Genomic DNA, 24,510 nt, shown 5'->3' on the forward strand with positions numbered 1-24,510 from the left:
TCACGGGCCCGCTGCGTTCATGGTGGTTCGGTGGCAGGATCTGCCGGTGGCTGACAGGTTGAAGAGCGAGGCCGTGATTCTGTACACGAGCCGGGGCCGGAGCCCCTTTCCCCGGGCTGACCTCGAGGCGGTGCGGATGATGCCGACGCCGGCCGCCGCGGCGCTGGCCAGGTTCGTGGAGGCGCTGGCGATGGAGGTGTCCGCGGCCTTCCCGCTCGACTGGCGCGGCGAGCACGACGACCTCGACGTGCCGCAGGCGATGCGGGCGATCGAGGCCGCGGTCCTCGGCAGGCATCCCGACCTCAGCCCGGAGGCCGCCGCGGCGCTGGCGTGGAAGTGGAGCTACAGCGCTGTGAGGTGACGGCGGTGGACTGCGGGTGGCCGGTGTGCCATCGTGGGCGGGTGCCACGTGTGGTGACGTTGCCGGCGGTGGGCAGGTTGCTTGCCGTCACCGACCTGCACGGCAACCTCGCGGACTTCCACGCGATCGTGGCCCGGTTCAGGGCCGTCGTGGACACTCCGGGGCCGCGGCCGCATCTGCTGTTCTGTGGCGACCTCGTGCACGGGCCGGCCATCGAGCCGCAGGCGTGGCCGGAGCATCTCGGCGACTTCTATGTCGACCAGACGCCGCGGCTGCTCGCCGAGGCCCGTGAGCTCCAGGAGGCCTACCCGCAACAGGTCCACTTCCTGCTGGGCAACCATGAGCACGCCCATCTGGGCGGCCCGCGGCTGGACAAGTTCCATCCCGACGAGGCGGCCCACCTGGAGCGGCAGTACGCCCCGGGCGGGTTCGCTCCGGTCCGGCGGTGGATGGCGGGCTGGCCGCTCGCGGTCGTCGCGCCGGGCGCGGGCATCGCCTTCACCCACGCCGCGCCGCACGCGCAGATCTCCGGGCCTCGCGACCTCGATGACCTGGCGCTGGCCGGGTACGAATCGACGCCCCTGACCGACATGGCGTCGACCGGGCCGCTCGGGGCGCTGCTGTGGGCCCGGACCACCCCCGCCGAGCGGGGCTTCGCGTTTCTTCGTGCCCTGCACGACGGGTGCAAGGTGGCCGTGTTCGGCCACGACATCGTGCGGGAGGGGCACTGGATCGAGCACGAGCCGCTGTTGTGCGTCTCCAGCAGCTTCGGGTGCTACGACGGCGACAAGGTGTACCTGGATTGGGATCTGGCCCGGCCGGCGGGCAGCGCCGCCGAGGTCGCCCGCGACGGCCTGCGGCGGTTGCATCCCGGCGCCCGGCCGGTGCATCGCATCTGAAGTTCAGCGACGCGGGTCGCCCCTCCAGCTCGGCCCAGGCCGGTGGGCGGGCGCCGGCAGCGCTGTGCGGTGACGGGACGATGGTCACGGTGCGTCGTCGAGGTCTTCCCTGCGGGGAAGGGGGACGGGGCTGATGTCGTGGCCGAGGTCGACGATGGCGCGCAGGAGGTAGGCGCCGAGGCGACGGAGAAAGTCCATGCCACGGAGCTTGACGGTGGTCGATGCAGCGGCGGTACCGCGGCGGCTGGGAGGCTCCTCCAGCGAGGCTCCACGCGGACTGTAGCGGAACTGTGCGGAAGATCTACCCGGTTCGATCACGCTGGGCGACATCGCGTCCCCGCTGGCATCGACGACAGGACCTTCCGATATGCGACAGCTCCGTACTCTGGCGGCCGCCGCCACCGCGCTCAGCCTCTTAGCCGCCGCCGGGTGCGGGTCCACGTCCGCGTCCGGTGAGGGCGCCGCAGGGGAGGGGGCGCCGGTCGCGGGTGGGACGTTCAACTACGCGATCGACTCCGAGCCCAGCTGCCTCGATCCGCACGTCAGCCTCGCCGACGCGACCGCGTTCATCACCCGCGGGGTCGTGGACTCGCTCGTGGTGCAGGACGCCGACGGCAGCTTCAAGCCGTGGCTGGCGAAGTCGTGGAAGGTCTCCGACGACCTCAAGACGTACACGTTCGACCTGCGGACCGACGTCACGTTCCACGACGGGACGAAGTTCGACGCGGCGGCGGTGAAGGCGAACTTCGACCGGATCGTGGCCAAGGAGACCAAGTCGCAGTACGCGAGCACCCTGATCGGGCCGTACACCGGCACCACCGTCGTCGACGAGCACACCGCGGAGGTGCGGTTCAGCGCGCCGTTCCAGCCGTTCCTGCAGGCGGCGAGCACCGCGTACCTCGGCATCCAGTCGCCGAAGGCGTTCACCGACTACGCGGGGGCGCTGTGCGAGCACGTCGTCGGGTCGGGGCCGTTCGTGTTCACCAGCCACACCCGGCAGCAGAACGTGACGCTGACGCGCAGCGCGACCTACACCTCGGCGCCGCCGAACGCGAAGCACACCGGGCCCGCGCACCTGGACAAGGTCGTCATCCGGTTCCTGTCCGAGAGCGCCACCCGGCTCGGCACGCTCACCAGCGGTGAGGTCCAGGGGATCAGCGCCGTGCCGGTGCCCAACGTCGCGGCGGTGCAGGCGAACACCGCGCTCCAGCTCGTCCGCACCGACGCGCAGGGGGCCGTCTACACGCTGTACCCGAACACGTCGCGGGCGCCGTTCGACGACGAGAAGGTCCGCAAGGCGTTCCAGCAGGCGCTCGACGTCGACACCCTGGTCAAGAGCGTCTACTTCGGACAGTACAAGCGGGCGTGGGGCGTCCTGTCGCCCAACACGAAGTACTACGAGCCGTCGCTGGAGCAGAAGACGAGGTACGACGAGGCGGCCGCGAACAAGCTCCTCGACGAGGCCGGCTGGACCACCCGCGACGCGGACGGGTACCGCACGAAGAACGGCAGACGGCTCGCCGTGGTCTGGCCGTACACCCAGCAACAGGCCGCCGTCCAGCAGCGGGGCACGTTCGCCCAGGCGGTGCAGGCGGCGGAGAAGAAGATCGGCATCGAGGTCGTGCGGACCAGCGTGCAGACCGCCGAGCTGTTCGGGCTGGTCGCGAAGGCCCAGTACGACATCTTCGACGAGAGCTGGACCCGCGCCGACCCCGACCTGCTGCGCATCTTCTTCGCCTCCACCAGCAAGCCGCTCACCGGCCAGAACATCTCGTGGGTCAACGACGCGACCGTCGACGGCTGGGTGAACGGCGCCGCCGCCACCGCGGAGGACGCCAAGCGCAAGGACGCCTACAGCAAGACGCAGCTGTGGGTGCAGGAGCACGCCGCCGCGTTCCCCGTCTACGTGCCCGCGTACCTGCTCGCGGCGTCGACGAAGGTGCACGGCCTGCGGTCGGACCCGGCCTCGTTCCCGCTGCTCTACGATGTGTGGCTGACGAAGTGAGCCGGGCGCGGTGGCTGCTGCGCCGGCTCGCCGGTGGGCTCGGCGTCCTCCTCGGCGCCGCCACCGTCACCTTCCTCGCGATGGAGCTCATCCCCGGTGACCCGGCGCGCGCCCTGGTGGGCAGCGCGCCGGCCACGCCGCAGACGATGGCGCTGATCCGGCATGAGATGGGCCTCGACCTGCCGCTGCCGGTGCGGTACGGGCACTACCTGGCCCGGCTCGCGAGCGGTGACCTCGGCCGCTCGTACCAGCTCCAGCAACCGGTGTCGACGATCATCGGCGAGCAGGTGTGGCCGACCGTGCAGCTGGCGCTCGCCGCGACGCTCCTCGCCTTCGCGGGCGCGGTGCTCGTCGCCACGCTCACCGCCGGCCGGTGGCGGGTCGCCCGCGGCGTCGCGCAGGCGGTCGAGCTGGTCGCGGTGTCCACGCCGAGCTTCTGGCTCGGGCTGCTGCTGCTGTCGGTGTTCGCGTTCCGGCTGCGGCTGGTCCCGGTCGGCGTCGACCAGGGCCCCGCGGCGCTGATCCTGCCCGCCGTCACCCTCGCCGTCCCCGTCGGCGCGATCCTCACCCAGGTGCTGCGCGACGGGATGGAGGGGGCGCTGCGCCAGCCGTTCGTCGTGTCGGTGCGGGCCAGGGGCGTCGGCGAGCTCGGCGTGCGGGCGCGGCACGTGCTGCGGCACGGGCTGAGCCCGGCGGTGACCCTGTCGGGCTGGCTCGTCGGGCACCTGCTCGGCGGCGCCGTGCTCGTCGAGACGGTGTTCGCCCGCCCGGGCCTCGGGCGGGTCACGCTCGCCGCCATCAGCAGCCGCGACTTCCCGGTCGTCATCGCGATGGTGCTGTTCGTCGCGGTGGTGTTCGTGGTGGTGAGCACGCTCGTCGACGGCCTGTACCGGATCATCGACCCGCGCCTGCGGGAGGCGACGCCATGACCATGGTGGACACGACCCGGCGGGTCCCGAGGGTGCCGACGGCGGGCGTCGTGGCCGCCGGCGTGGTCCTAGCCGCGCTGCTCGTCGCGGTGCTCGTGCCGGACCGCCTGGCCGCGGGGCCCGACGAGGTCGACCCGCTCATCGCGCTGCGGCCGCCGGACGGCACGCACTGGCTCGGCACCGACCAGCTCGGCCGGGACGTCTACGCGCGGATCGTCCACGGCGCCCGCATCTCGCTCGTCACCGGCGTCGCCGCGACCGTCCTGGCCGTCGTGGCCGGCACGCTGCTCGGGCTGCTGTCGGCGCTCGGCGGGCGGCTGGTCGACGAGGTGCTCATGCGCGCCGTCGACGTGCTGCTGGCGCTGCCCGGCATCCTGCTCGCCCTGCTGGTCATCGCGGTGCTCGGACCCGGCCCGGTCAGCGAGCTCGTCGCGATCGCGTTCGCGGCGGTCCCCGGGTACGCGCGCATGATCCGCGGGCAGGCGCTGTCGGTGCGCCGCGCCGACTACGTCACCAGCGCCGTCGCCGTCGGCGTCCGCCCGATCGGCCTCGTCTGGCGGCACGTGCTGCCCAACTCGCTCGGCCCGGTGCTGGTCCTGGCGACGCTCGGCACCGGCAGCGCGATCATCATCGGCTCGTCGCTGAGCTTCCTCGGCCTCGGCCCGCGCCAGCCGACCCCGGAGTGGGGCGCGATGCTCGCCGACGGCCGTGACTTCCTGTCCACCGCCTGGTGGGTGGGCGTCTTCCCCGGCCTGGCCATCACCGTGACGGTCGTCGCGGTGACCGTCCTCGGCCGCCGCTGGCAACGACGATTCGAAGGGCTCCGATGACACTGTTGCGAGTGGACGACCTGCGGGTGACGTTCCACAGTGGACGCGAGCGGATCGAGGCCGTGCGGGGCGTGTCGTTCCAGATCGGGGCGGGGGAGTGCCTGGCGGTCGTCGGCGAGTCGGGATCGGGCAAGAGCGTCACCGCCCGCACCCTCGTCGGCCTCACCGGACCGTTTTCCAAGGTCGAGGCCGCCCGCATCGAGTTCGCCGGGCGGGATCTGCGGAGGTTGGGGCCCCGCGGCTGGCGGGAGGTCCGCGGCCGGGGGATCGGTCTCGTGCTGCAGGACGCGCTCGTCTCGCTCGACCCGCTGCGCACCGTCGGCACCGAGATCGCCGAGGCCCTGCGCCCGGACGTCACGGACCGCCGGGGAAGGGTGCTGGAGCTGCTGCACGAGGTCGGCGTGCCCGAGCCGGAGCAGCGCGCCCGGCAGCACCCGCACGAGCTGTCCGGCGGGCTGCGGCAGCGGGCCCTCATCGCGTCGGCGATCGCGGCCGGGCCGTCGCTGCTCGTCGCCGACGAGCCGACCACCGCGCTCGACGTCACCGTCCAGGCGCAGATCCTCGCCCTGCTCGCCGAGCGCAAGGCGACCGGCACCGCGCTGCTGCTGATCAGCCACGACCTCGCCGTCGTCGCCGGCCTCGCGGACCGCACGGCGGTGATGCGCGACGGCGTGATCGTCGAGTCGGGCCCCACGGCACAGGTGCTCGGCGACCCGCGGCACCCCTACACCCGCCAGCTGCTCGCCGCGGTCCCCGGCGCGCACCCCCGCGGCGCCAGGCTCTCGGGCGGTCAGGCCGCTCAGGTGGCGTTCGCGGCGTCGGTACCGGGGGAGCCCGTCCTCGAGCTCCGCGGCGTCACGAAACGGTTCCGCCTGCCGGGTGGTGGCTCGCGGGACGCCGTGCGGGACGTGTCGGCGACGCTGCGCGCCGGCGAGATCCTCGGCCTCGTCGGCGAGTCCGGGTCGGGCAAGAGCACCGTCGCCCGGGTCGCCCTCGGGCTCCTGGCACCGGACGGCGGCGAGGTGCTCCTCGAAGGGCGTCCGTGGAGCGCGCTGCGGGAGCGGGACCGGCGGCCGCTGCGGCGCAGGATCGGCGTCGTCTTCCAGGACCCGCTGAGCTCGTTCGACCCGCGGCACCCGGTCGAGCGCATCGTCGCCGAGCCGCTCGGCGTCATCGGCCATCCCCGGCGCGACCGGCGCCGCCGCGTCCTGCGGCTGCTGGACCAGGTCGGGCTCGGTGCCGCGGTGCTCGACCGGCGGCCGGTCGAGCTGTCCGGCGGGCAGCGGCAGCGGGTCGCCATCGCCCGCGCCCTCGCGCCCGGGCCGGCGCTGCTGGTCTGCGACGAGCCCGTGTCCGCCCTCGACGTGTCGATCCAGGCACAGGTCCTGGACCTGCTCACCGACCTGCGGGCGGAGCTCGGGGTGGCGATGCTGTTCATCTCGCACGACCTCGGGGTGGTGCACCACCTCAGCGACCGCGTCGCCGTCATGCGCGCCGGTGAGATCGTCGAGCACGGGCCGGTCGAGACCGTGTTCGCCGCGCCGCAGCATCCGTACACCCGACAGCTGCTGGACGCGGTGCCCCGACTGGAGGTCGTCACACCCGGCACGGCTCGCTGAGCACGCGGCGGATCCGGCCGAGGTCCAGGTCGATGGAGAAGCGCGACGGCACGTGCACCGGCGGTGCGTCGAGCGCCGGGTCGAAGGAGAGCACGGCCTGGTGCAGGCGGCGCAGCGCCGGCGACGGCTCCAGGCCCAGCTCGTCGGACAGGACCGTCCGCAGCCGCCTGAAGACCTCTAACGCGTGCACCTGGCGGCCGGAGCGGTACAGCGCCAGCATCAGGTGCGCGTGCAGGTTCTCGTGGACGGGGTGCCGCTCGACCAGCGCGCTGAGCTCGCCGATCAGCTCCTGGTGCCGGCCCAGGCGCAGGTCGACCTCGATGCGGCGCTCGATGGTGGACAGCCGGCTCTCCTCCAGGCTGGCCAGCCACGTGCGCAGCACCGGGCCGGGCTGCACGTCCACGAGCGCCGGGCCGCGCCAGACGGCGAGCGCGTCGCGCAGCGCCGCCGCGGCCACCGGGTCGTCGCCGTCGCTGAGCGCCTGCCGGCTGTCGCGGAGCCGGTCCTCGAACGCGTCGACGTCCAGCTCGCCCTGCCGCGACACGAACAGGTAGCCGCGGTCGCGGGTGACGAGGCGGCCGGCGCAGGTGGCGTCCCGCTCGTTGCCCAGCCGCAGGATGCGGCGCAGCTGCATGATGTACGTGTGCAGCGTCGACACGGCGCTCGCCGGCGGGTTGTACTCCCACAGCTCCTCGATGCACTGGCTCACCGGCACCACCTGGTTGGCGTTGAGCAGCAGCAGCGCGAGCAGTTGCCGCTGCTTCGGTGCGGTCGGCACCTGGATCGCCCCGTCGGCGCACAGGAGGAGCGGGCCAAGAACTCCCAGTTTCACTGCGTCTCCTATCGGATTAATAGGATTTTGGTCCGACTTCGCCGCTTGCGTCATTGCAGGGATTGGGCGCGGCCGGCGCTGCGGAATTACCGCTTACATTGAAGCGTATCGTAGGTAAATACTACGGTCAAGGTAGGAAATCAGACGCTATCTGCGACCCTTGGCGCGAGGCTGAACAGGGGAAACCCGATACGCGCGGAGAAAAAGATCGGTGGCATCGGCGCAGATCTCGTCGATTTCCCAGGGCGCCAAGGCGAGCGTGCCATATTTCGACCGCTGCTGTCCCTCATAGGTGAGCTGGGACACGAAATGCGCCGCCGCGCGGTCCGGACGGTCCGCGCTCAGCACGCCCTGGGCGGTCAGCACGGCCACCCGCTGGATCAGCCAGCCCAGTAGCTTCGGCCCCGACTGCGGCTCGTCCGCGCCGCAGGAGCGGTGCAGCTGCGGGTGGTGCGAGACCTCGGCGATGATCAGCCGGCGCAGCGCCGACACCTCGGGGTCGAGCGTCGCGGCGAGGAACTGCCGGCCGAGCCGCAGCAGGTCCTGCTCCAGCGCGGCCGGGTCGGTCAGCAGCGACTCGTCGAGCTCGGTGTCCCGGTCGGCGCCGGTGCGCGCCTCGTCGACCACCGCGACGAACAGCCGCTCCTTGTCGCCGAAGTGGTTGTAGATGGTCTGCTTCGACACGCCCGCCTCGGCCGCGATCGTGTCGAGATTGGCCCGCTCATAGCCGGCGGTGATGAAGATCCGGGTCGCCGCCCGCATGATGGCGGTGCGCTTGCCGGGCAGTCCGCGGGGCGCGACCTCGGAGGGAGCCACCGTCGAGCTCGAACCCGCCACGCGTATCACCCCTCCGTCGCCGCCCGTCGATCATACTAGACGGTACAGTCCAGACAGCTACCAGTCCAGACCGCCGTGCACGTCCACGACGCTGCCGTTGACGTAGCCCGCGTCCGCGCCGGCCAGGAACACCGCGACCGCCGCGACCTCCTCGCCGGTGCCCGGCCGCCCCGCGGCGAGCCGCGGGCCGTACCTCGCCCACACCGCCGCGTTGCCGATGAGCTGCTCGCCCATGCCCTCCGCGATGATCCCCGGGGACAGGCAGTTCACCGTGATGCCGTGCGGCGCCAGCTCCACCGCCGCGGTGCGGGTGAGCGCCTCGATCGCCGCCTTCGACGCGCTGTAGGCCGCCGCCCCCGGCGTCGCCCGGGTGGCGAGCGCCGACGACAGCGTCAGGATCCGGCCGCCGCCGGCCCGCCGCAGCGCCGGGACGGCCGCCTGCACGGTGTGGAAGGTGCCGGCCACGTTCGTGGTGAGCACGTCCGCGAACGCCTCCGGCGCCTGCCCGGCGACCGGCCCGGGGCGGCTCACCCCCGCGTTCGCCACGACGATGTCGACGCGGCCGAACCGCGCCTCGACCCGGTCGAAGAGGTCCCGGACCGAGCCCGGGTCCGTCACGTCGACCCGCTCGTCCGGCGGCTCCGCGGACCGCGCCGCGGCCACCACCTTGGCGCCCCGCGCCGCGAACGCCGCCGCGATCGTCCTGCCGATGCCCCGGGTACCCCCGGTCACCACCGCCACCCGCCCGTCCAGACTCATGCGGACAGCCTCCGCATCGCCCGTCCATGGGTGCTACACAACACCTGGAGCCCGTCTCCAGGCCGGCCGTGGTCGCCGCTCCATCGGCCGCTGTCAGCGTTCTCGGCATGGCAGATGCGAGGCGAGACCGGCGCCGGGGAGCCGGCGCCGCACGTGGCGGGGCGCACGCGGCGCAAGACCGGCGCCGGGTGGCGATCACCGGCATCGGCGTGGTCGCCCCCGGAGGGGTCGGCACCAAGGCGTTCTGGGCCCTGCTCACCAGCGGGCGGACCGCGACCCGGACCATCACCGCGTTCGACGCCGGGGCGTTCCGCTCCCGGGTCGCCGCCGAGTGCGACTTCGACCCGGTGGCCGCCGGACTGACCCAGCAGGAGATCCGCCGCATGGACCGGGCGGCGCAGTTCGCCGTCGTCGCGGCCCGCGAGGCGCTCACCGACAGCGGTCTGGACTTCGACGCCCGCGACCCCGGCCGGACCGCGACCGTCATCGGCAGCGCCGTCGGCGCGACCACCAGCCTCGAGCGCGAGTACGCCGTGGTCAGCGACGCCGGCCGGCACTGGCACGTCGACCCCCGGTACGCGGTGCCGCACCTGTACGACTACCTGGTGCCGAGCTCGCTGGCCGCGGAGGTCGCCTGGGCGGCCGGCGCCGAGGGCCCCGCCGCGGTCGTCTCCACCGGCTGCACCTCGGGCCTCGACGCGCTCGGCCACGCCGCCGACCTGATCCGCGAGGGCTCCGCCGACGTCGTCATCGGCGGCGCGACCGACGCGCCGATCTCCCCGATCACGGTCGCCTGCTTCGACGCCATCAAGGCCACCACCGCCCGCAACGACGACCCCGAGCACGCGTCGCGCCCGTTCGACCGCAGCCGCGACGGCTTCGTGCTCGGCGAGGGCTCGGCGGTGTTCGTCCTGGAGGAGCTGTCCGCCGCACGGGCCCGCGGCGCCCGCGTGTACGCGGAGATCGCCGGGTTCGCCGGGCGCGCCAACGCCTTCCACATGACCGGCCTGCGCCCCGACGGGGTCGAGATGGCCGAGGCGATCCGGGTCGCGCTCGACGAGGCCCGCCTCGACCCGACCGCCGTGGACTACCTCAACGCGCACGGCTCCGGCACCAAGCAGAACGACCGGCACGAGACCGCGGCGGCGAAGCTCAGCCTCGGCGCGCACGCGTACCGCACCCCGGTCAGCTCGATCAAGTCGATGGTCGGGCACTCGCTCGGCGCGATCGGATCCATCGAGATCGCCGCGAGCGCCCTCGCGATCGAGCACGGCGTCATCCCGCCGACCGCCAACCTGCACGAGCCCGACCCCGAGTGCGACCTGGACTACGTGCCGCTGCACGCCCGGGAGCAGCGCACCGACACCGTCCTGTCCGTCGGCAGCGGCTTCGGCGGCTTCCAGAGCGCCATGGTCCTGGTGCGGCCGTGACCGCGCCCACCACGGAAGGCCGCGGCGCCGTCACCACGGACGGCCGGGACGCCGTCATCACGGACGGCCGGGACGCCGTCATCACGGGGATCGGGGTGGTGGCGCCGAACGGGTTCGGCACCGAGGACTACTGGCGGGCGACCCTCGACGGGCGCAACGGCATCGGCCGGATCACCCGCTTCGACCCGGAGCGCTACCCGGCCCGGCTCGCCGGCGAGGTCCGCGGCTTCGAACCGCGCCGGCACCTGCCGAGCCGGCTGCTGCCGCAGACCGACCACATGACCCGCCTCGCCCTCGTCGCCGCCGACCTCGCCCTCACCGACGCCGGACTCGACCCCGCCGCCCTGCCCGCGTACGCGGCCGGGGTGGTCACCGCCAGCGCCTCCGGCGGCTTCGAGTTCGGCCAGCGGGAGCTGGAGAAGCTGTGGAGCCTCGGCGGCGAGCACGTCAGCGCCTACCAGTCCTTCGCCTGGTTCTACGCGGTGAACACCGGCCAGATCTCGATCCGGCACGGCCTGCGCGGCCCCAGCGGCGTCCTGGTCACCGAGCAGGCCGGCGGCCTCGACGCGCTCGCGCAGGCCCGCCGGCACATCCGCAAGGGGATCCCGGTCGTGCTGTCCGGCGGTGTCGACAGCGCGCTGTGCCCGTGGGGCTGGATCGCGCAGGTCGCCAACGGCCGGGTCGCGACCGGTGAGGACCCCGCGACCGCGTTCCGCCCGTTCCACCGCGACGCGGCCGGCTACGTGCCGGGGGAGGGCGGCGCGATCCTCGTCGTCGAGGACGCGGCCTCGGCGGCCACCCGCGGCGCCACGCCCCTGGCCGTCGTCGCCGGGTACGCCGCCACCTTCGACCCGCCGCAGGACACCGGGCGGCCCGGCACGCTGCGCCGCGCCATCGAGACCGCGCTCGCGGACGCCGGCGCCGTCGCCGCGGACGTCGACGTCGTCTTCGCCGACGCGGCCGGGGTGCCCGCCCTGGACCGGGCCGAGGCCGACGCGCTCGCCGCCGTGTTCGGCCCGCGCGGCACCCCGGTGACCGCGCCGAAGACGATGACCGGCCGGCTCGCCTCCGGCGGCGCCGCGCTCGACGTGGCCACCGCGGTCCTCGCCCTGCGCGACGGCGTCATCCCGCCGACCGTCAACGTCGACGCCCCGGCCCTCGCCCACGACCTGGACCTGGTCACGTCGGCGCGCCCGGCGCGGCTGCGCACGGCCCTCGTCGTCGCCCGCGGCTACGGCGGCTTCAACGCGGCCGTCGTCCTGCACCACCCGACCGCAGCGCACCGACAAGGAGCAGCAGCATGAGCAGCAGAGAACTGACCGTCGACGGGGTCCGCGAGCTCCTGCGGGAGGTCGCCGGCGAGGACGAGACCGGTGGCCTCGACGGCGACATCGGCGCCGTGCCGTTCGAGGACCTCGGTTACGACTCCCTGGCGCTGCTGGAGCTGGCCGGGCGGGTCGAGCGCGACTACCGGGTGCGGCTCGCCGACGACACCGTCGTGCAGGCCCGCACCCCGGACGAGTTCGTCGGCATCGTCAACCAGACCCGGGCGGGTGCGCGGTGAGTTTCGCCCTGTGCGCCGGATGCCGGATTCCCCTGTACGAGCCGAAGCTCGCCCGCAACCTCGGGGTGTGCCCTGAATGCGGGCACCACCACCGGCTCACCGCCCACGAGCGGATCGCCCAGCTGCTGGACCCGGGCAGCGTGCACGCGCTCGACGCGGCGGTGTCCGACGCCGACCCGCTGCAGTTCCCCTCCTACGGCGGCAAGGTGGAGCGGGCGCGCGCCGCGTCCGGGCTCGCCGAGGCCGTCGTCTGCGTGCGCGGCACGATCGGCGGGGTCGCCGTCGTCGCGGCCGTCATGGACTTCCGGTTCCTCGGCGGCAGCCTCGGCTCCGCCGTCGGCGAGCTCGTCACCCGGGCCGCCGAGACCGCCCTGGCGCAGCGCTGCCCGCTGCTGCTGGTGCCCGCGTCCGGCGGCGCCCGCATGCAGGAGGGCGCCGTCGCGCTCATGCAGATGGCGAAGACCAGCCAGGCGATCGGCCAGCTCGACGAGGCCGGGATCCTGACCGTCGCGCTCATCACCGACCCCACGTACGGTGGCGTCGCCGCCTCCTACGCCTCGCTGTGCGACGTCACGATCGCCGAGCCGGGGGCCAGGCTCGGGTTCGCCGGGCCGCGCGTCATCGAGCAGACCATCGGCCGGCGGCTGCCCGCCGACTTCCAGACCGCGGAGTTCCTCCTCGAGCACGGCCTCGTCGACGCCGTCCGGCCCCGGGCGGCCCTGCGCGACACCATCGCCCGGATCGTCGCCGTCGGCAGCCGCCGCGAGGGGCCGCCGCACCCGGTGCCCGCCGGCGACGTCGTGATCCGCGACGCCGACCACCTGGAGGACCGCGACGCATGGGACACGGTGCGGCTGGCGCGGGACATCGGCCGGCCCAGCACCGCCGACTACCTCGACCGCATCTTCACCGACGTCGTGCGGCTGCACGGCGACCGGATCTCCGGCGAGTGCCCGGCCGTCATCGGCGCCCTGGCGAGGCTCGACGGGATCCCGGTCGTCGTCATCGGCCACCAGAAGGGGCACACCGCCAAGGAGCTGTCCCGCAGCCGGTACGGCATGCCGACGCCCGCCGGCTACCGCAAGGCGGCCCGCCTGATGCGGCTCGCCGCCAAGCTCGGGCTGCCCGTGGTGACGCTCGTCGACACGCCCGGCGCGTATCCGGGTCCGGAGGCGGAGGAGCAGGGGCAGGCGGTCGCGATCGCCGAGAACCTGCGGCTCATGGCCGGCCTGCCCGTGCCCGTCGTCGCCGTCGTCACCGGCGAGGGCGGCAGCGGCGGTGCGCTCGCCCTGGCCCTGGCGAACCGGGTGCTCGTCCTGGCCAACGGCGTCTACTCCGTCATCAGCCCCGAGGGGTGCGCGGCGATCCTGTGGAACGACCCGGCGCAGGCGCCGCGGGCGGCCAGGTCGCTGCGGCTGCGCCCGGCGGACCTGGTGCGCCTCGGCGTCGTCGACGGCGTCGTGCCCGAGCCGCCCGGCGGCGCGGCCGCCGACCACGCGGAGGCGGCACGGCTGCTGCGGGCCGCGCTCGTCACCGAGCTGCGGTCGCTCCTGCCGCTGAACGCGCCACGGCTCATCGTCGGCCGCCACGCCCGTTTCCGCCGCTTCGGCGCCCCGGTCGACCAGGTCGCGGCGTGACGACCCTGGCGGAGGCCCGGGACGGCGCCGGGCCGGATGCGGCAGGGGTGCTGGACGCCGTCCGGCGGACCGTCCTCCTGCTCGCCAACGAGGCAGGGGCGCGACCGGAGCTGGTGCGGGTGACCGTCGGTGACGTCGCGGTGGAGATCTCGTTCGGCGCCGTGCCGCCCGTCCCGGCCGCGGTGCCGGCCGCGGACGCCGCGGTTGGTTCCGTCGTACCGACGCCGCAAACACCGGCAGGAGCGGCGTTGACCTCGCCGGCGGTGGGCGTGTTCTACCGGGCGCCGGAGCCCGATGCCGCACCGTTCGTCGCGGTCGGCGACACCGTCACCGAGGGGCAGCAGATCGGCATCGTGGAGGCGATGAAGCTGATGATCCCGGTCCACGCCGAGCGCGCCGGCCGGATCGCCGAGGCGCTCGTCGCCGACGGTGCGCCGGTCGAGTACGGCGAGCCGCTCTTCGCCCTCGACGGCGGGTGACGGCGGTGTTCGGGACCGTCCTCGTCGCCAACCGCGGCGAGATCGCGCTGCGGGTCGCCCGCACCTGCCGGGAGCTCGGCATCCGCGTCGCCGCCGTGCACTCCACAGTGGACAGGGAGTCGGCGGTCGTGCGGTACGCCGACGAGACCGTCCAGATCGGGCCCGGGCCGGCGCGGCGCAGCTACCTCGACTACGCCGCCGTGCTCGCCGCCGCCGAACGGGTCGGCGCCGACGCGATCCACCCCGGATACGGGTTCCTGTCCGAGGATCCGTCGTTCGCCGAGGCGTGCGAGGCGGCGGGGTTCACGTTCATCGGCCCGCCCCCGAAGGTCATCGCCGCGCTCGGCGACAAGACCGCGGCGCGGGCGCTGATGGCGGCGGCGGGCCTGCCGCTGCTGCCCGGCGAGCCGGTCGCCGACGTCGCGCGGGCCGCCGCCGTCGCCGGCGGTGTCGGCTACCCCGTCATCATCAAGGCCGCGGCCGGCGGCGGCGGGCGCGGCATGCGCGTCGTGGAGCGCGCGGCCGACCTCGCCGACGCCTACCTGCGCACCCGTGCCGAGGCGCAGGCGCTGTTCGGCGACGACCGGGTCTACGTCGAGCGGTACCTGCCCAACGGCCGCCACGTCGAGATCCAGGTCCTCGCCGACGCCCACGGCAACGCGGTGCACCTCGGCGAGCGCGACTGCTCCGTGCAGCGCCGGCACCAGAAGCTCATCGAGGAGACGCCGGCGCCCGGTGTACCGCGGGACGTCGTCGCGCGAATGGGCGAGGCCAGCGTCCGCGGCGCGCTCGCGGCCGGCTACGTCGGCGCCGGCACCTTCGAGTACCTGCTCGACGACGCCGGCGACTTCTTCTTCCTCGAGGTGAACTGCCGCATCCAGGTCGAGCACCCGGTCACCGAGGCGGTCACCGGCCTCGACCTGGTCGCCGAGCAGCTGCGGATCGCCGCGGGGGAGCCGCTCGGACTCACCCAGGCCGACGTCGCGCCCCGCGGCGTCGCGATCGAGTGCCGCGTCAACGCCGAAGACCCGGCCCGCGACTTCGCGCCCGCACCCGGCCGTCTGGACGCGTTCACCGTGCCCGGCGGGCCGTTCGTGCGGGTCGACACGCACGCGTACCCCGGCTACAGCGTCCCGTCGGCGTACGACTCGCTCCTCGCCAAGCTCATCGTGTGGGCGCCCGACCGGGACACCGCCATCGCGCGCAGCCGGCGTGCCCTCGCCGACTTCCGGGTCGACGGGCCGGGCGTGCACACCACCGCCGGCTTTCTCCGCGACGTCCTCGCCGACGCGTCGTTCCGCGCCGGCACCCACGACACCGGGCTCGTCGCCCGGCTGCAGTCCCAGCCCGAGACTCAGGAGGATTCATGACCGAGACAGCGGCGAAGCCGAAGGCGCCCGCCGGGCCCCGGCATGCGCTGGTCACCGGGGCCACCAGCGGGATCGGCCTCGCCGTCGCCCGCGCCCTCGGCGGAGCCGGCCATCGCGTGTACCTGTGCGCCCGCGACGCCGACGCCGTCGCCCTCACCGTGAAGGAACTGCGCGACGAGGGCCTCGACGTCGACGGGCAGGCCGCCGACGTCCGCGACACCGGCCAGATCCGCACCCTCGTCGCCGGCGCCGTGCACCGCTTCGGGCCCGTCGACGTGCTCGTCAACAACGCCGGCCGCAGCGGCGGCGGCGTCACCTCCGCGATCGCCGACGACCTGTGGGACGACGTCATCGCCACCAACCTCACGGCCGTCTTCCACGTGACCCGGGAGACGCTCACCGCCGGCGGGCTCGAGGGGCGCCCCGGCGGCCGCATCATCAACATCGCGTCCACCGGTGGCAAGCAGGGCGTCGTGCTCGGTGCGCCCTACTCCGCCTCCAAGCACGGCGTCATCGGCTTCACCAAGGCCCTGGGCCTGGAGCTGGCCCGCACCGGGGTGACCGTCAACGCCGTCTGCCCCGGCTACGTCGAGACGCCGATGGCGCAGCGCGTCCGCGCCGGCTACGCCGCCGCGTGGCAGACCACCGAGGACGACGTCCTGGACCGGTTCCAGGCGAAGATCCCGCTCGGGCGGTACTCGACGCCTGACGAGGTCGCGGCGCTCGTCGGGTACCTCGTCACGCCGGCCGCGGACCCCATCACCGCCCAGGCGATCAACGTCTGCGGCGGGCTCGGCAACTACTAGGAAACGAGGACCGACGATGACTGTCTCGCATGAGATCACGGTCGCCGCGCCGCCGGACCGGGTGTACGCGCTGCTCGCCGACGCGGCCGGGTGGCCGGCGCTGTTCCCGCCGACCGTGCACGCCGTGGCGACCCCGCTGTCCGACGGCGAGGAGCGGTTGCAGCTGTGGGCGACCGCGAACGGCGCGGTGAAGTCGTGGACCTCGCTGCGCACCCTCGACCCCGTCACCCGGAGGATCACCTTCCGGCAGGAGGTGTCGGCGCCGCCGGTGGCGTCGATGGGCGGCGAGTGGCACGTCGAGGAAGCCGCCGGCGGGCACAGCCGGGTCGTGCTCACCCACACGTACCGGGCGATCGACGACGACCCGTCGGGCCTGGCGTGGATCGCCGAGGCGGTCGAACGCAACAGCGTCGCCGAGCTCGCCGCGTTGGAGGCCGGTGCGCTCGCCGACCCCGGCATCGACTTCGCCTTCTCCGACTCCGTCGAGTTCGCCGGCTCCGCGCGGGACGCGCACGCCTTCATCTGGGACGCGCAGCACTGGCCCGCACGGCTGCCGCACGTCGTCGGCGTCGAGCTGGACGAGGAGCCGGCCGGCGTGCAGCGCCTGCGGATGGAGACCCTGGCGAAGGACGGCTCCAGCCACACGACCGAGTCGATCCGGGTCGGCCTGCCGGGCCTGCGCATCGTGTACAAGCAGACCCGGCCGCCGGCGCTGCTGAGCGTCCACACCGGACGATGGACGTTCGAGGAGCGCGACGGCCTCGTGACCGCAACGTCCCAGCACCGGGTGGTGCTGCGGCCGTCGGCCGTGGTCCCGGTGCTCGGCGAGGGCAGGACCGTCGCGGACGCCCGCACCTTCGTGCGCGAGGCGCTCGGCGCCAACAGCCTCGCCACCCTGCGGCACGTCGCGGGGGTGACCGCGTGACGACCGCCGTCGACACCGGTCTCTACCAGCGGGTGCAGCAGTTCTACGCCGTGCAGATGCGGCTGCTGGACGAGGGCCGCGCCGAGGAGTGGGCGGACACCTTCACCGAGGACGGCGAGTTCGGCCAGGACCGCCGCCCCGCACCGCGCCGGGGCCGGGCGGAGATCGGGGGGCGGCTGCGCAAGGCCGCCGACGCGCTCGCCGCCCGAGGCGTGGTCCGCCGGCACTGGCTCGGCATGCTCGCCGTCGAGCCGCGGCCCGACGGCACCGTCACCACCCGCTACTACGCGCTCGTCATCGAGACCCCGACCGGCGGGCAGTCCGCGCTGCACCTGAGCACCGCGGCCGACGACGTCCTCGTCCCCGACGGCGACAGCTTCCTGGTCCGCCGCCGGTACGTCGTGCACGACGGCTGGACCCCGTGACGCTGTACCCCTTCTACGTGCGACAGCTGCACCTGCTCGACGCCGGGGAGGTGGACGCGTGGGCGGCCACCTTCGCCGTCGACGCGGTCTTCACCCAGGTCGCCCCCGCCGGCAGGACGTTCGCCGGCGGGGCACCGGCGCAGCGTCGGGGGCGGTCGGCGATCGCCGGCGCGCTGCGGGCCGCGGTGGCGAAGCGCGCCGGCTCCGCCGTCGTCCGCCGGTACTGGCTGGACATGCTCGTCGTCGACCCGGCGCCGGACGGCGCGCTGCGGACGAGGTTCGCCGCCTTCAATGTCGAGACGCCCGCCGGCGGCCGCCCGGCGATCCACAACAGCACCACCGGCGAGGACCTGCTGGTGCCCGCGCCGGGTGGCTGGCTCGTCGCCGCCCGCCGGATCACCCACGACGCCGCCGGCCGACCGTGATCAGACGGGCAGGGCCTTCTTGCCGAGACCCTTGATCGAGGCCTTGGCCTTCTTGCCGGGGGCGAACAGGGCGAAGCAGCGCTGGTTGCGCTCGCCGGAGTCCCACCTCGCCTTGGTGAAGCCGTCCCAGGCCATGCCTATGTCGCTGCGGGTCGTCAGCTGGGCGTCGGTGAGGCCCATGAACTTCGCGATGACGGGCCAGCAGAGGTCGGTCGTCCACTTCTTCAGCAGGTCGTGGGAGGGCAGCGCGCCGCCGACGCCGGCGCCGACCTGGACGGTGCCGGCGAACTCGGCCTCGTGCGGCTGCGCGCAGTCGATCGGGGTGAGCGCCCGGATGTCGCCCCACCAGCCGTCGGAGCCCTTGTCGCCGTTGACGTCGAGGCAGCGCAGCGCCTTCGGCGCGGCACCGGTCAGCGAACCCTTCAGGGACGAGGTGGCCAGGGAGCCGGAGAGGTAGAAGTAGACGTCGCTCACGGCGTAGACGGAGCAGACGTAGGTGCGCAGGCCGCCGCTCCACGGTGTCCGGTTCGGCAGCTGAACGCTGATGCCGAGCATGCCGGTGTGCCAGTCGCCGCCGACGTAGTCGCTGACGGCCTTGCCGCAGGCCGCGTACGCCGCCTTGGCGTCTTCGCTGCCCGCGGCGGGCGGGTCCGACGCCTGGGCGGCGGCGCCCTCGACGGTGCCGGTCATGACGACCTCGAGCGTGTGTCTGCTGTCGCACGCGACCCGGGCGCCGAGCAGCGACGACGGGTTGTAGGACGGCTGCGCGTCCCGGTCCAGGCACGCCCCGGTGGCCGGCAGCTCGAACCTCGGCGTGGCGAGGGGCTGCCAGTCGTCGACCAGGTCGGAGTCGACTCCCGGGACGTTGACGCCGCAACCGGACAATCCGAGCAGCACGGCGGCGAGGGCGGCGGCGATCGCCGTCCGGGCAGGCGTCAACATGTTCTCTCGTTCCCCCGTGGCAGGTGCCACCGTCCGGCAGCGATCATGACTGTCGGTGCCGCGCGACCGGATGTCAATGGCGATCCGGTCACACAAACGCCAGGTCAGACCGGAAGTGCCTTCGTCGCGATCCCCTTGATGGATGCGCGGAGCTTCTTGCCCGGGTAGGACAGGGCGACGCAGCGCTGGGTGCGGTCGCCCGCGTCCCACATCTCCTTGTCGAAGCCGTCCCAGAAGACCCCGATGTCGCGGCGCGAGTCCAGCTGGACCTCGGTGAGCCCCATGAACTTCGCCACGGCGGGCCAGCACCGTTCGCTGGCCAGCTTCTGCAGCTGATCGTTGGCGGGGAGCTCGCCGGCGATGTCCGTGCCGACCTGGACGGTGCCGGTGAACTCGGCCTCGTGCGGCTGCGCGCAGTCGACGGGGGTCATCGCACGGACCTCCTCCCACCAGCCGTCGGAGCCCTTGTCGCCGTTGACGTCGAGGCAGTGCAGCGCCTTCGGCGCGGCGCCGGTCAGCGAACCCTTCGACGAGCCGGTGGACGACCCGATCCGGCCGAAGAAGTCGCTGAGCACGAGGACCGAGCAGACGTAGGAGCGCAGCCCGCCCTCCCAGGAGCGGCGCGCCGGCATCTGCATGGTGACGCCGAACAGGCCGGTGTGCCAGTCGCCGCCGACGTAGGCGTCCGCCGCCGCGCTGCACGTCTTGTACGCCGCCCGGTACGCCTCGCCGCCAGGCCCGCCGCCCGCCTCGGGTGGCACGGCCCGCTGGGCGGCGCTGCCGTCGACGGTGCCGACCAGGACGACCTCGAACGTGTGGTCGCGGTCGCACGGGGTCTCGGCATCGCGCACCGCCGCCGGGTTGAAGGTCGTCGTCGCCGCGCTGCCTCCCAGGCACGTCCCGACGGCCGGCAGGTCGAACTTCGGCGCGGCGAGCGGCGGCCAGTCGTCGGTGAGCTCGCCGTCGACGCCGGCGACGGTCAGCCCGCAGCCGGAGGTGCCGAGCAGCAGCCCGGCGAGCACGGCGGCGGCAGCCGCCCGGACAGCACGCTTCATCGACTCTCGTTCCCCCGTGGACCTCCACCGGACGGCGGAGATGATGACTGTCTTCGTTCGCCGACCGGGATGTCAACAGCCATGCGGGTCGATGTCACCGCCGAAGAGATCGCCGCGCCCGCGACGGTTTCGCGCCACCCTGGTCCGCCGCGTGCGCGACACCGGTGTCCCCGACGCTGTCGCAGGCAACTGTAGGCGTTTCTGGCAATTGTATTTACAACTGAAGAAGTTTTGTTTACAAATAGGCATGGACGGACGTCCATCTGTGGTAGTCCCACCGCCGGAAGGTGACCCCCCATGTCCAGACCACGCGTTCTTGCGTTGCTCGCCGCGGCCGGCATAGCGCTGGCTGCCGCCGGCGCCGCGATTCTGCCGGCGACCGCGTCCAACGCGGCGACCGCCTGCGCCGCCGCGTACAACAACTCCGCCGTCTACACCGGCGGCATGCAGGTCTCGTACAACAGCCACAACTGGACCGCCAAGTGGTGGACGCAGTACGAGGCGCCGAGCACCGGTGGCTCCGGCGTGTGGGCCGACAACGGCTCGTGCGGCGGGTCCGGCGGCGGTGGCGGTGGTGGCACGACCTGCAACTACCCAGCCTGGGTCGCAGGGCAGTACTACGCCGTCGGCGCGATCGTGCGGTACACCAACGGGCTCTACTACCAGGCCACTCATGAGAACCCCGGCTACGACCCGACGATCAGCACCTGGTTCTGGAGCCCGTACGCGTGCGGTGGAGGTGGCGGTGGCGGTGGCGGCACCACCGGGTTCGTGGTCAGCGAGGCGCAGTTCAACCAGATGTTCCCGAGCCGGAACGGCTTCTACACCTACGCCGGCCTGACGGACGCGATGGCGAAGTACCCCGCCTTCGCCAAGACCGGCAGCGACACCGTCAAGCGCCAGGAGGCGGCCGCGTTCCTGGCCAACGTCGGCCACGAGACCGGCGGCCTCGTCTACATCGACGAGATCAACACCGCCAACTGGCCGCACTACTGCGACTACAGCCAGCCCTACGGCTGCCCGGCCGGCCAGTCCGCCTACCACGGCCGCGGCCCGATCCAGCTGAGTTGGAACTTCAACTACAAGGCGGCCGGCGACGCGCTCGGCGTCGACCTGCTCAACAACCCCAACCTGGTCGCCACCAACTCGTCGATCTCCTGGCAGACCGGCCTCTGGTACTGGATGACCGGCACCGGCAACGCCGGCACGACCTCGCACAACGCCATGGTCAACGGCCAGGGCTTCGGCACCACGATCCGGGCGATCAACAGCATCGAGTGCAACGGCGGCAACCCGGCGCAGGTGCAGAGCCGGGTCAACCTGTACAACCAGTTCACCGCCATCCTCGGCGTCCCCGCCGGCGGCAACCTCACCTGCTGAGACCACCCGCAGGTCCGGTGGGTGGGGTCAGGTCGACCCCGCCCACCGGTCGCGTGTCAGGCGGCGCAGGGCAGGGGGCCGCCGTTCCAGCTGACCATCTCGGCGAAGACCGGGGTGGAGGGCAGGTAGGCGCCGGCGGGAGTGCCGGCGCGTTCGGCGTATGCGCGGTGGAGGTTGGCCACGAGACGCTCCGGTTCGCCCCAACCGGCGAACTCGCCGAGGTCGGCCTCCAGCGCCGCCTCCAGCGGGGTGAGGCCGGCGGCGAGGCCGCGGTCGGCGAGGTCGTCGAGCCAGCGCAGGTAGGCCGTCGTCGCGTCGAGGGCCGCGGCGCCCGCGACCGGGCCGTGCCCGCCGACGACCACCTCGGGCTCCAGCGCGGCGAGGGCGGCGACGGCGTGCAGGCTGCCGTGGACGGAGCCCATCAGCACGAACGGCGTGTGCCCCGGCATGACCACGTCGCCGGTGAAGAGCACGCGCTGCGCGGGCAGCCACGCGACGACGTCGCCGGTGGTGTGGGCCGGGCCCGGGTGCCACAGGCGCACCTCGGTCCGTCCGACGTGGACGGTGAGCCGGTCGGTGAACGTCAGGTCCGGCAGGAGCAGCGGCTGGTCGCCCCAGTCGACGCCGGGCCAGACCTGGCGCAGCGCGGTGCCGCGGGCCGCCATGTCCTCGCGGGCCGTGGCGTGGGCGACGATCGTGGCGGGCGGGGCGAAGACGGCGTTGCCGAGGGTGTGGTCGCCGTGGTGGTGGGTGTTGACGACGACGCCCGGCGGGGCCGGGGTGACCCGCCGCACCGTGTCGCGCAGCGCCAGCGCCCGGGCGTGGGTCGCGGCGGTGTCGACGAGCAGCGCGGCGGTGCCGTCGTGGACGAGTCCGGCGTTGTTGACGCACCAGCCGCCGTCGGGCTGCACGTACGCGTGCACGCCGTCGCCGACCTCGATCAGCGTCATGTCGTCACCGCCGCCGTGGTGGGCACCGGCCCGGCATCAGATCGCTTCACGCCGGTCCTGTGCCGGCGGCGACGACCTCGCAGACGTGCGGGTCGCCGGTGGAGACGGTGGAGACCCGCAGCGCGGTGCGGAAGGCCTCCTGCGATGTGGCGGTCCGGAACGCGGCGAGGTCACGCCACTCGGCGATGTTGACGTAGACGCCGGGGTCGGTGGTGGAGCGCACCAGCTGGTAGCGGACCAGGCCCGGCTGGGCGCGGAAGAACGCTGCGACGCCGGCGTAGATCCGTTCGAGGTCCTCGGCCGGCCCGGTGAGCCGCAACGTGTTGACGAACACGACGGTGGTCATGGACCGACCCTGGACCGTCCCCCTCCAGTCGCCCTGGAGTCACGCTGCACCACGCTTGCCCTACTAGACGCGTAGGTCTAACGTAATGGACTATCAAGTCCAACTGAACCAACGGGAGTGATCATGGCAGTCGCCGAGGCCCCACCGGGGGAGACCGGGCGCCGTGGACCGGACTGGGCCGTGCTGTCGCTGCTCTGCCTCGGGCAGGTGATGGTGGTGCTCGACGTGTCGATCGTGAACGTCGCACTGCCCGCCATCCGGGCCGACCTCGGCTTCAGCGACTCCGGCCTGCAGTGGGTCGTCAACGCCTACACGCTGACCTTCGCCGGCTTCCTGCTGCTCGGCGGGCGGGCCGCCGACCTCTTCGGCCGGCGCCGCATGTTCATCACCGGCCTGGTGCTCTTCACCGTCGCGAGCCTCGTCGGCGGCCTCGCCCAGGACGAGCTCACCCTCATCATCGCCCGCGCCGCGCAGGGCCTCGGCGGCGCGATCCTGTCGCCGGCCACGCTGACGCTGCTCACCACCACGTTCGTCGAGGCGCCGAAGCGCGCCAGGGCGATGGCAGCCTGGAGCGCGGTCTCCGGCGGCGGTGCCGCGATCGGATCGCTGCTCGGCGGCGTGCTCACCGACCTCATCAACTGGCGCTGGATCCTGTTCGTCAACGTCCCGATCGGCCTCGCCGCGATCGTCGCGTCGCTGCGGGTGCTGCCCCTGGGCCGCCCCGACCCGGCCGCCGGCCCGCGCCGTCTGGACCTGCTCGGCTCGCTGCTGGTCACCGCCGGCCTCGTCGCCGTCGTGTACGGCACGGTCAACAGCCAGGCGCACGGCTGGGGCGACCCGGTCACCTTCGGCCCGCTCGCCGTCGGCGTCGTGCTGCTCGCCTGGTTCGTCCTGCACGAGGCGAAGGTCGCCGAGGCGCCGGTCGTGCCGCTGCGGCTGTTCGCCTCCCGCGGCATCACCGTGGCCAACCTCGTCATGTTCTGGCTCGGCTGCGCCGTCATCGCCCACTTCTTCTTCCTGTCGCTGTACATGCAGAACGTCCTCGGCTACGACGCCCTCGCCGCCGGGCTGGCGTTCCTGCCCGGCGCGATCGCGATGACGGCCGGTGCCTACGCCGGGCCGGTGCTGCTCAAGCGGGTCGGCGTCCGGCCGCTGCTGATCGGCGGGCCGCTGCTGTCCGGGGTCGGTCTCGCCTGGCTGTCGGTGATCCCGGTCCGCGGCTCGTACGCCGCCGACCTGCTCGTGCCGATGATCCTGGTGACGCTCGGCGCGGGCATCGCGATGACCCCGCTCGCCATCACCGCCACGTCGGGCATCCCGCGGCACGAGGCCGGCCTCGCCTCCGGCGTCATCAACACCACCCGGCAGGTCGGCGGGTCGCTCGGCCTCGCGGTGCTCGCCACGATCGGCGCGACCCGGGCACAGCACCTGCTCGACGCGGGCACGGCCCAGGCCGACGCGGTCGTCTCCGGGTACCGCCTGGCGTTTCTCGTCGGTGCGGCGTTCGCGGTGGTCGGCGCGCTCACGTCGATCGCGGCCCCCGGCCCGGCCCCGGCGCCTGCCGCGGCCCCCGAACCGGCCTCCGGGCCCGCCGCCGAGCCCGCCGCGGCCAAGTCCACGTCCTGACCCGCCCGGTCCGGGTGCCGCCGGCGGCGACGCCTAGCGGTGCCCGGTGCCCTCGCCGCACAGCTCGGTGCCGGCCGTG

Annotated in this window: 25 protein-coding genes; 18 read left to right on the top strand and 7 right to left on the bottom strand. The window is 73.7% G+C overall.

All coding sequences use genetic code 11. The features are described from left to right. Window positions 1–46: 46 nt before the first annotated feature. The 6 genes from AB0J72_RS52495 (at window position 47) to AB0J72_RS52520 (ending at window position 6,643) form a co-directional block, all read left to right on the top strand. Window positions 47–361, top strand: a complete 315-nt coding sequence (locus AB0J72_RS52495; protein WP_363414645.1) for a hypothetical protein — start codon at window positions 47–49, stop codon at window positions 359–361. 41 nt (window positions 362–402) lie between these two features. Beyond that, window positions 403–1,260, top strand: a complete 858-nt coding sequence (locus AB0J72_RS52500; RefSeq protein WP_363414648.1) for a metallophosphoesterase — start codon at window positions 403–405, stop codon at window positions 1,258–1,260. 367 nt (window positions 1,261–1,627) lie between these two features. Next, window positions 1,628–3,265: an ABC transporter substrate-binding protein gene (locus AB0J72_RS52505; RefSeq protein WP_363414650.1), complete on the top strand. Its 1,638-nt coding sequence runs from the start codon at window positions 1,628–1,630 to the stop codon at window positions 3,263–3,265. Continuing rightward, window positions 3,250–4,194: an ABC transporter permease gene (locus AB0J72_RS52510; protein ID WP_363414653.1), complete on the top strand. Its 945-nt coding sequence runs from the start codon at window positions 3,250–3,252 to the stop codon at window positions 4,192–4,194. The genes AB0J72_RS52505 and AB0J72_RS52510 overlap by 16 nt, the downstream gene beginning before the upstream one ends. Next, entirely contained in the window at window positions 4,191–5,024 is an 834-nt protein-coding gene (locus AB0J72_RS52515; RefSeq protein ID WP_363414656.1) for an ABC transporter permease, read from the top strand. The genes AB0J72_RS52510 and AB0J72_RS52515 overlap by 4 nt, the downstream gene beginning before the upstream one ends. Next, window positions 5,021–6,643: an ABC transporter ATP-binding protein gene (locus AB0J72_RS52520; RefSeq protein ID WP_363414659.1), complete on the top strand. Its 1,623-nt coding sequence runs from the start codon at window positions 5,021–5,023 to the stop codon at window positions 6,641–6,643. Before AB0J72_RS52515 ends, AB0J72_RS52520 begins: the two co-directional genes overlap by 4 nt. Here AB0J72_RS52520 and AB0J72_RS52525 read toward each other — a convergent pair. The 3 genes from AB0J72_RS52525 to AB0J72_RS52535 all read right to left on the bottom strand — a co-directional run bounded on the left by AB0J72_RS52525 (window position 6,621) and on the right by AB0J72_RS52535 (window position 9,071). Further along, a complete protein-coding gene (locus tag AB0J72_RS52525; RefSeq protein WP_363414662.1) occupies window positions 6,621–7,475 on the bottom strand; it encodes an AfsR/SARP family transcriptional regulator in 855 nt (284 codons plus the stop codon). The genes AB0J72_RS52520 and AB0J72_RS52525 overlap by 23 nt on opposite strands. 147 nt (window positions 7,476–7,622) lie before the next feature. Beyond that, window positions 7,623–8,237 carry a TetR/AcrR family transcriptional regulator gene (locus AB0J72_RS52530; protein ID WP_363414664.1) on the bottom strand — a complete coding sequence of 205 codons (615 nt, stop codon included), beginning with the start codon at window positions 8,235–8,237 and terminating at the stop codon, window positions 7,623–7,625. Between the two features lie 132 nt (window positions 8,238–8,369). After that, complete coding sequence (locus AB0J72_RS52535) at window positions 8,370–9,071, bottom strand: SDR family NAD(P)-dependent oxidoreductase (protein WP_363414667.1); 702 nt, start codon at window positions 9,069–9,071, stop codon at window positions 8,370–8,372. Between the two features lie 107 nt (window positions 9,072–9,178). On the opposite strand from AB0J72_RS52535, the gene AB0J72_RS52540 reads away from it, so the two are divergent. From AB0J72_RS52540 to AB0J72_RS52585, 10 genes are read left to right on the top strand one after another with little or no spacing between them, the layout of a single operon-like run. Then, entirely contained in the window at window positions 9,179–10,501 is a 1,323-nt protein-coding gene (locus AB0J72_RS52540) for a beta-ketoacyl-[acyl-carrier-protein] synthase family protein (RefSeq protein WP_363414670.1), read from the top strand. Between the two features lie 56 nt (window positions 10,502–10,557). After that, on the top strand, window positions 10,558–11,805 hold the full coding sequence (locus AB0J72_RS52545; protein WP_363414741.1) for a ketosynthase chain-length factor: 1,248 nt from the start codon (window positions 10,558–10,560) through the stop codon (window positions 11,803–11,805). Continuing rightward, the gene (locus AB0J72_RS52550) at window positions 11,802–12,065 is read left to right on the top strand and encodes an acyl carrier protein (RefSeq protein ID WP_363414673.1); all 264 of its coding nucleotides are present in this window, start codon (window positions 11,802–11,804) and stop codon (window positions 12,063–12,065) included. Before AB0J72_RS52545 ends, AB0J72_RS52550 begins: the two co-directional genes overlap by 4 nt. Continuing rightward, complete coding sequence (locus AB0J72_RS52555; protein WP_363414676.1) at window positions 12,062–13,702, top strand: acetyl-CoA carboxylase carboxyltransferase subunit alpha/beta; 1,641 nt, start codon at window positions 12,062–12,064, stop codon at window positions 13,700–13,702. The genes AB0J72_RS52550 and AB0J72_RS52555 overlap by 4 nt, the downstream gene beginning before the upstream one ends. Next, window positions 13,699–14,181: a biotin/lipoyl-containing protein gene (locus AB0J72_RS52560; RefSeq protein ID WP_363414679.1), complete on the top strand. Its 483-nt coding sequence runs from the start codon at window positions 13,699–13,701 to the stop codon at window positions 14,179–14,181. Before AB0J72_RS52555 ends, AB0J72_RS52560 begins: the two co-directional genes overlap by 4 nt. A gap of 5 nt (window positions 14,182–14,186) precedes the next feature. Continuing rightward, a complete protein-coding gene (locus AB0J72_RS52565; protein ID WP_363414681.1) occupies window positions 14,187–15,551 on the top strand; it encodes an acetyl-CoA carboxylase biotin carboxylase subunit in 1,365 nt (454 codons plus the stop codon). Beyond that, a complete protein-coding gene (locus AB0J72_RS52570) occupies window positions 15,548–16,357 on the top strand; it encodes an SDR family NAD(P)-dependent oxidoreductase (RefSeq protein WP_363414684.1) in 810 nt (269 codons plus the stop codon). Before AB0J72_RS52565 ends, AB0J72_RS52570 begins: the two co-directional genes overlap by 4 nt. Before the next feature lie 16 nt (window positions 16,358–16,373). Beyond that, window positions 16,374–17,282: an aromatase/cyclase gene (locus AB0J72_RS52575; RefSeq protein ID WP_363414687.1), complete on the top strand. Its 909-nt coding sequence runs from the start codon at window positions 16,374–16,376 to the stop codon at window positions 17,280–17,282. Further along, window positions 17,279–17,707: a nuclear transport factor 2 family protein gene (locus AB0J72_RS52580; protein ID WP_363414690.1), complete on the top strand. Its 429-nt coding sequence runs from the start codon at window positions 17,279–17,281 to the stop codon at window positions 17,705–17,707. The genes AB0J72_RS52575 and AB0J72_RS52580 overlap by 4 nt, the downstream gene beginning before the upstream one ends. After that, window positions 17,704–18,132: a nuclear transport factor 2 family protein gene (locus AB0J72_RS52585; protein WP_363414693.1), complete on the top strand. Its 429-nt coding sequence runs from the start codon at window positions 17,704–17,706 to the stop codon at window positions 18,130–18,132. The genes AB0J72_RS52580 and AB0J72_RS52585 overlap by 4 nt, the downstream gene beginning before the upstream one ends. Here AB0J72_RS52585 and AB0J72_RS52590 read toward each other — a convergent pair whose 3' ends face one another. Both AB0J72_RS52590 and AB0J72_RS52595 read right to left on the bottom strand, forming a co-directional pair. Beyond that, window positions 18,133–19,074 (bottom strand): septum formation family protein, encoded by a 942-nt coding sequence (locus AB0J72_RS52590; RefSeq protein ID WP_363414696.1) that lies wholly within the window; start codon window positions 19,072–19,074, stop codon window positions 18,133–18,135. Between the two features lie 104 nt (window positions 19,075–19,178). After that, complete coding sequence (locus AB0J72_RS52595; protein ID WP_363414699.1) at window positions 19,179–20,129, bottom strand: septum formation family protein; 951 nt, start codon at window positions 20,127–20,129, stop codon at window positions 19,179–19,181. 297 nt (window positions 20,130–20,426) lie between these two features. Between AB0J72_RS52595 and AB0J72_RS52600 the strand changes: the two genes are divergently transcribed. Beyond that, window positions 20,427–21,509 (top strand): glycoside hydrolase family 19 protein, encoded by a 1,083-nt coding sequence (locus tag AB0J72_RS52600; protein ID WP_363414702.1) that lies wholly within the window; start codon window positions 20,427–20,429, stop codon window positions 21,507–21,509. Window positions 21,510–21,565: 56 nt separating this feature from the next. On the opposite strand, the gene AB0J72_RS52605 is transcribed toward AB0J72_RS52600, so the two are convergent. Further along, on the bottom strand, window positions 21,566–22,459 hold the full coding sequence (locus AB0J72_RS52605) for an MBL fold metallo-hydrolase (RefSeq protein ID WP_363414705.1): 894 nt from the start codon (window positions 22,457–22,459) through the stop codon (window positions 21,566–21,568). Window positions 22,460–22,505: 46 nt separating this feature from the next. Continuing rightward, window positions 22,506–22,805, bottom strand: a complete 300-nt coding sequence (locus AB0J72_RS52610; protein WP_363414708.1) for an antibiotic biosynthesis monooxygenase family protein — start codon at window positions 22,803–22,805, stop codon at window positions 22,506–22,508. 123 nt (window positions 22,806–22,928) lie between these two features. On the opposite strand from AB0J72_RS52610, the gene AB0J72_RS52615 reads away from it, so the two are divergent. After that, entirely contained in the window at window positions 22,929–24,431 is a 1,503-nt protein-coding gene (locus AB0J72_RS52615) for an MFS transporter (RefSeq protein ID WP_363414711.1), read from the top strand. The last annotated feature ends 79 nt before the right edge of the window (window positions 24,432–24,510 follow it).

It is taken from the genome of Dactylosporangium sp. NPDC049742 (assembly GCF_040674675.1).
Taxonomy (GTDB): Bacteria; Actinomycetota; Actinomycetes; order Mycobacteriales; family Micromonosporaceae; genus Dactylosporangium; species Dactylosporangium maewongense.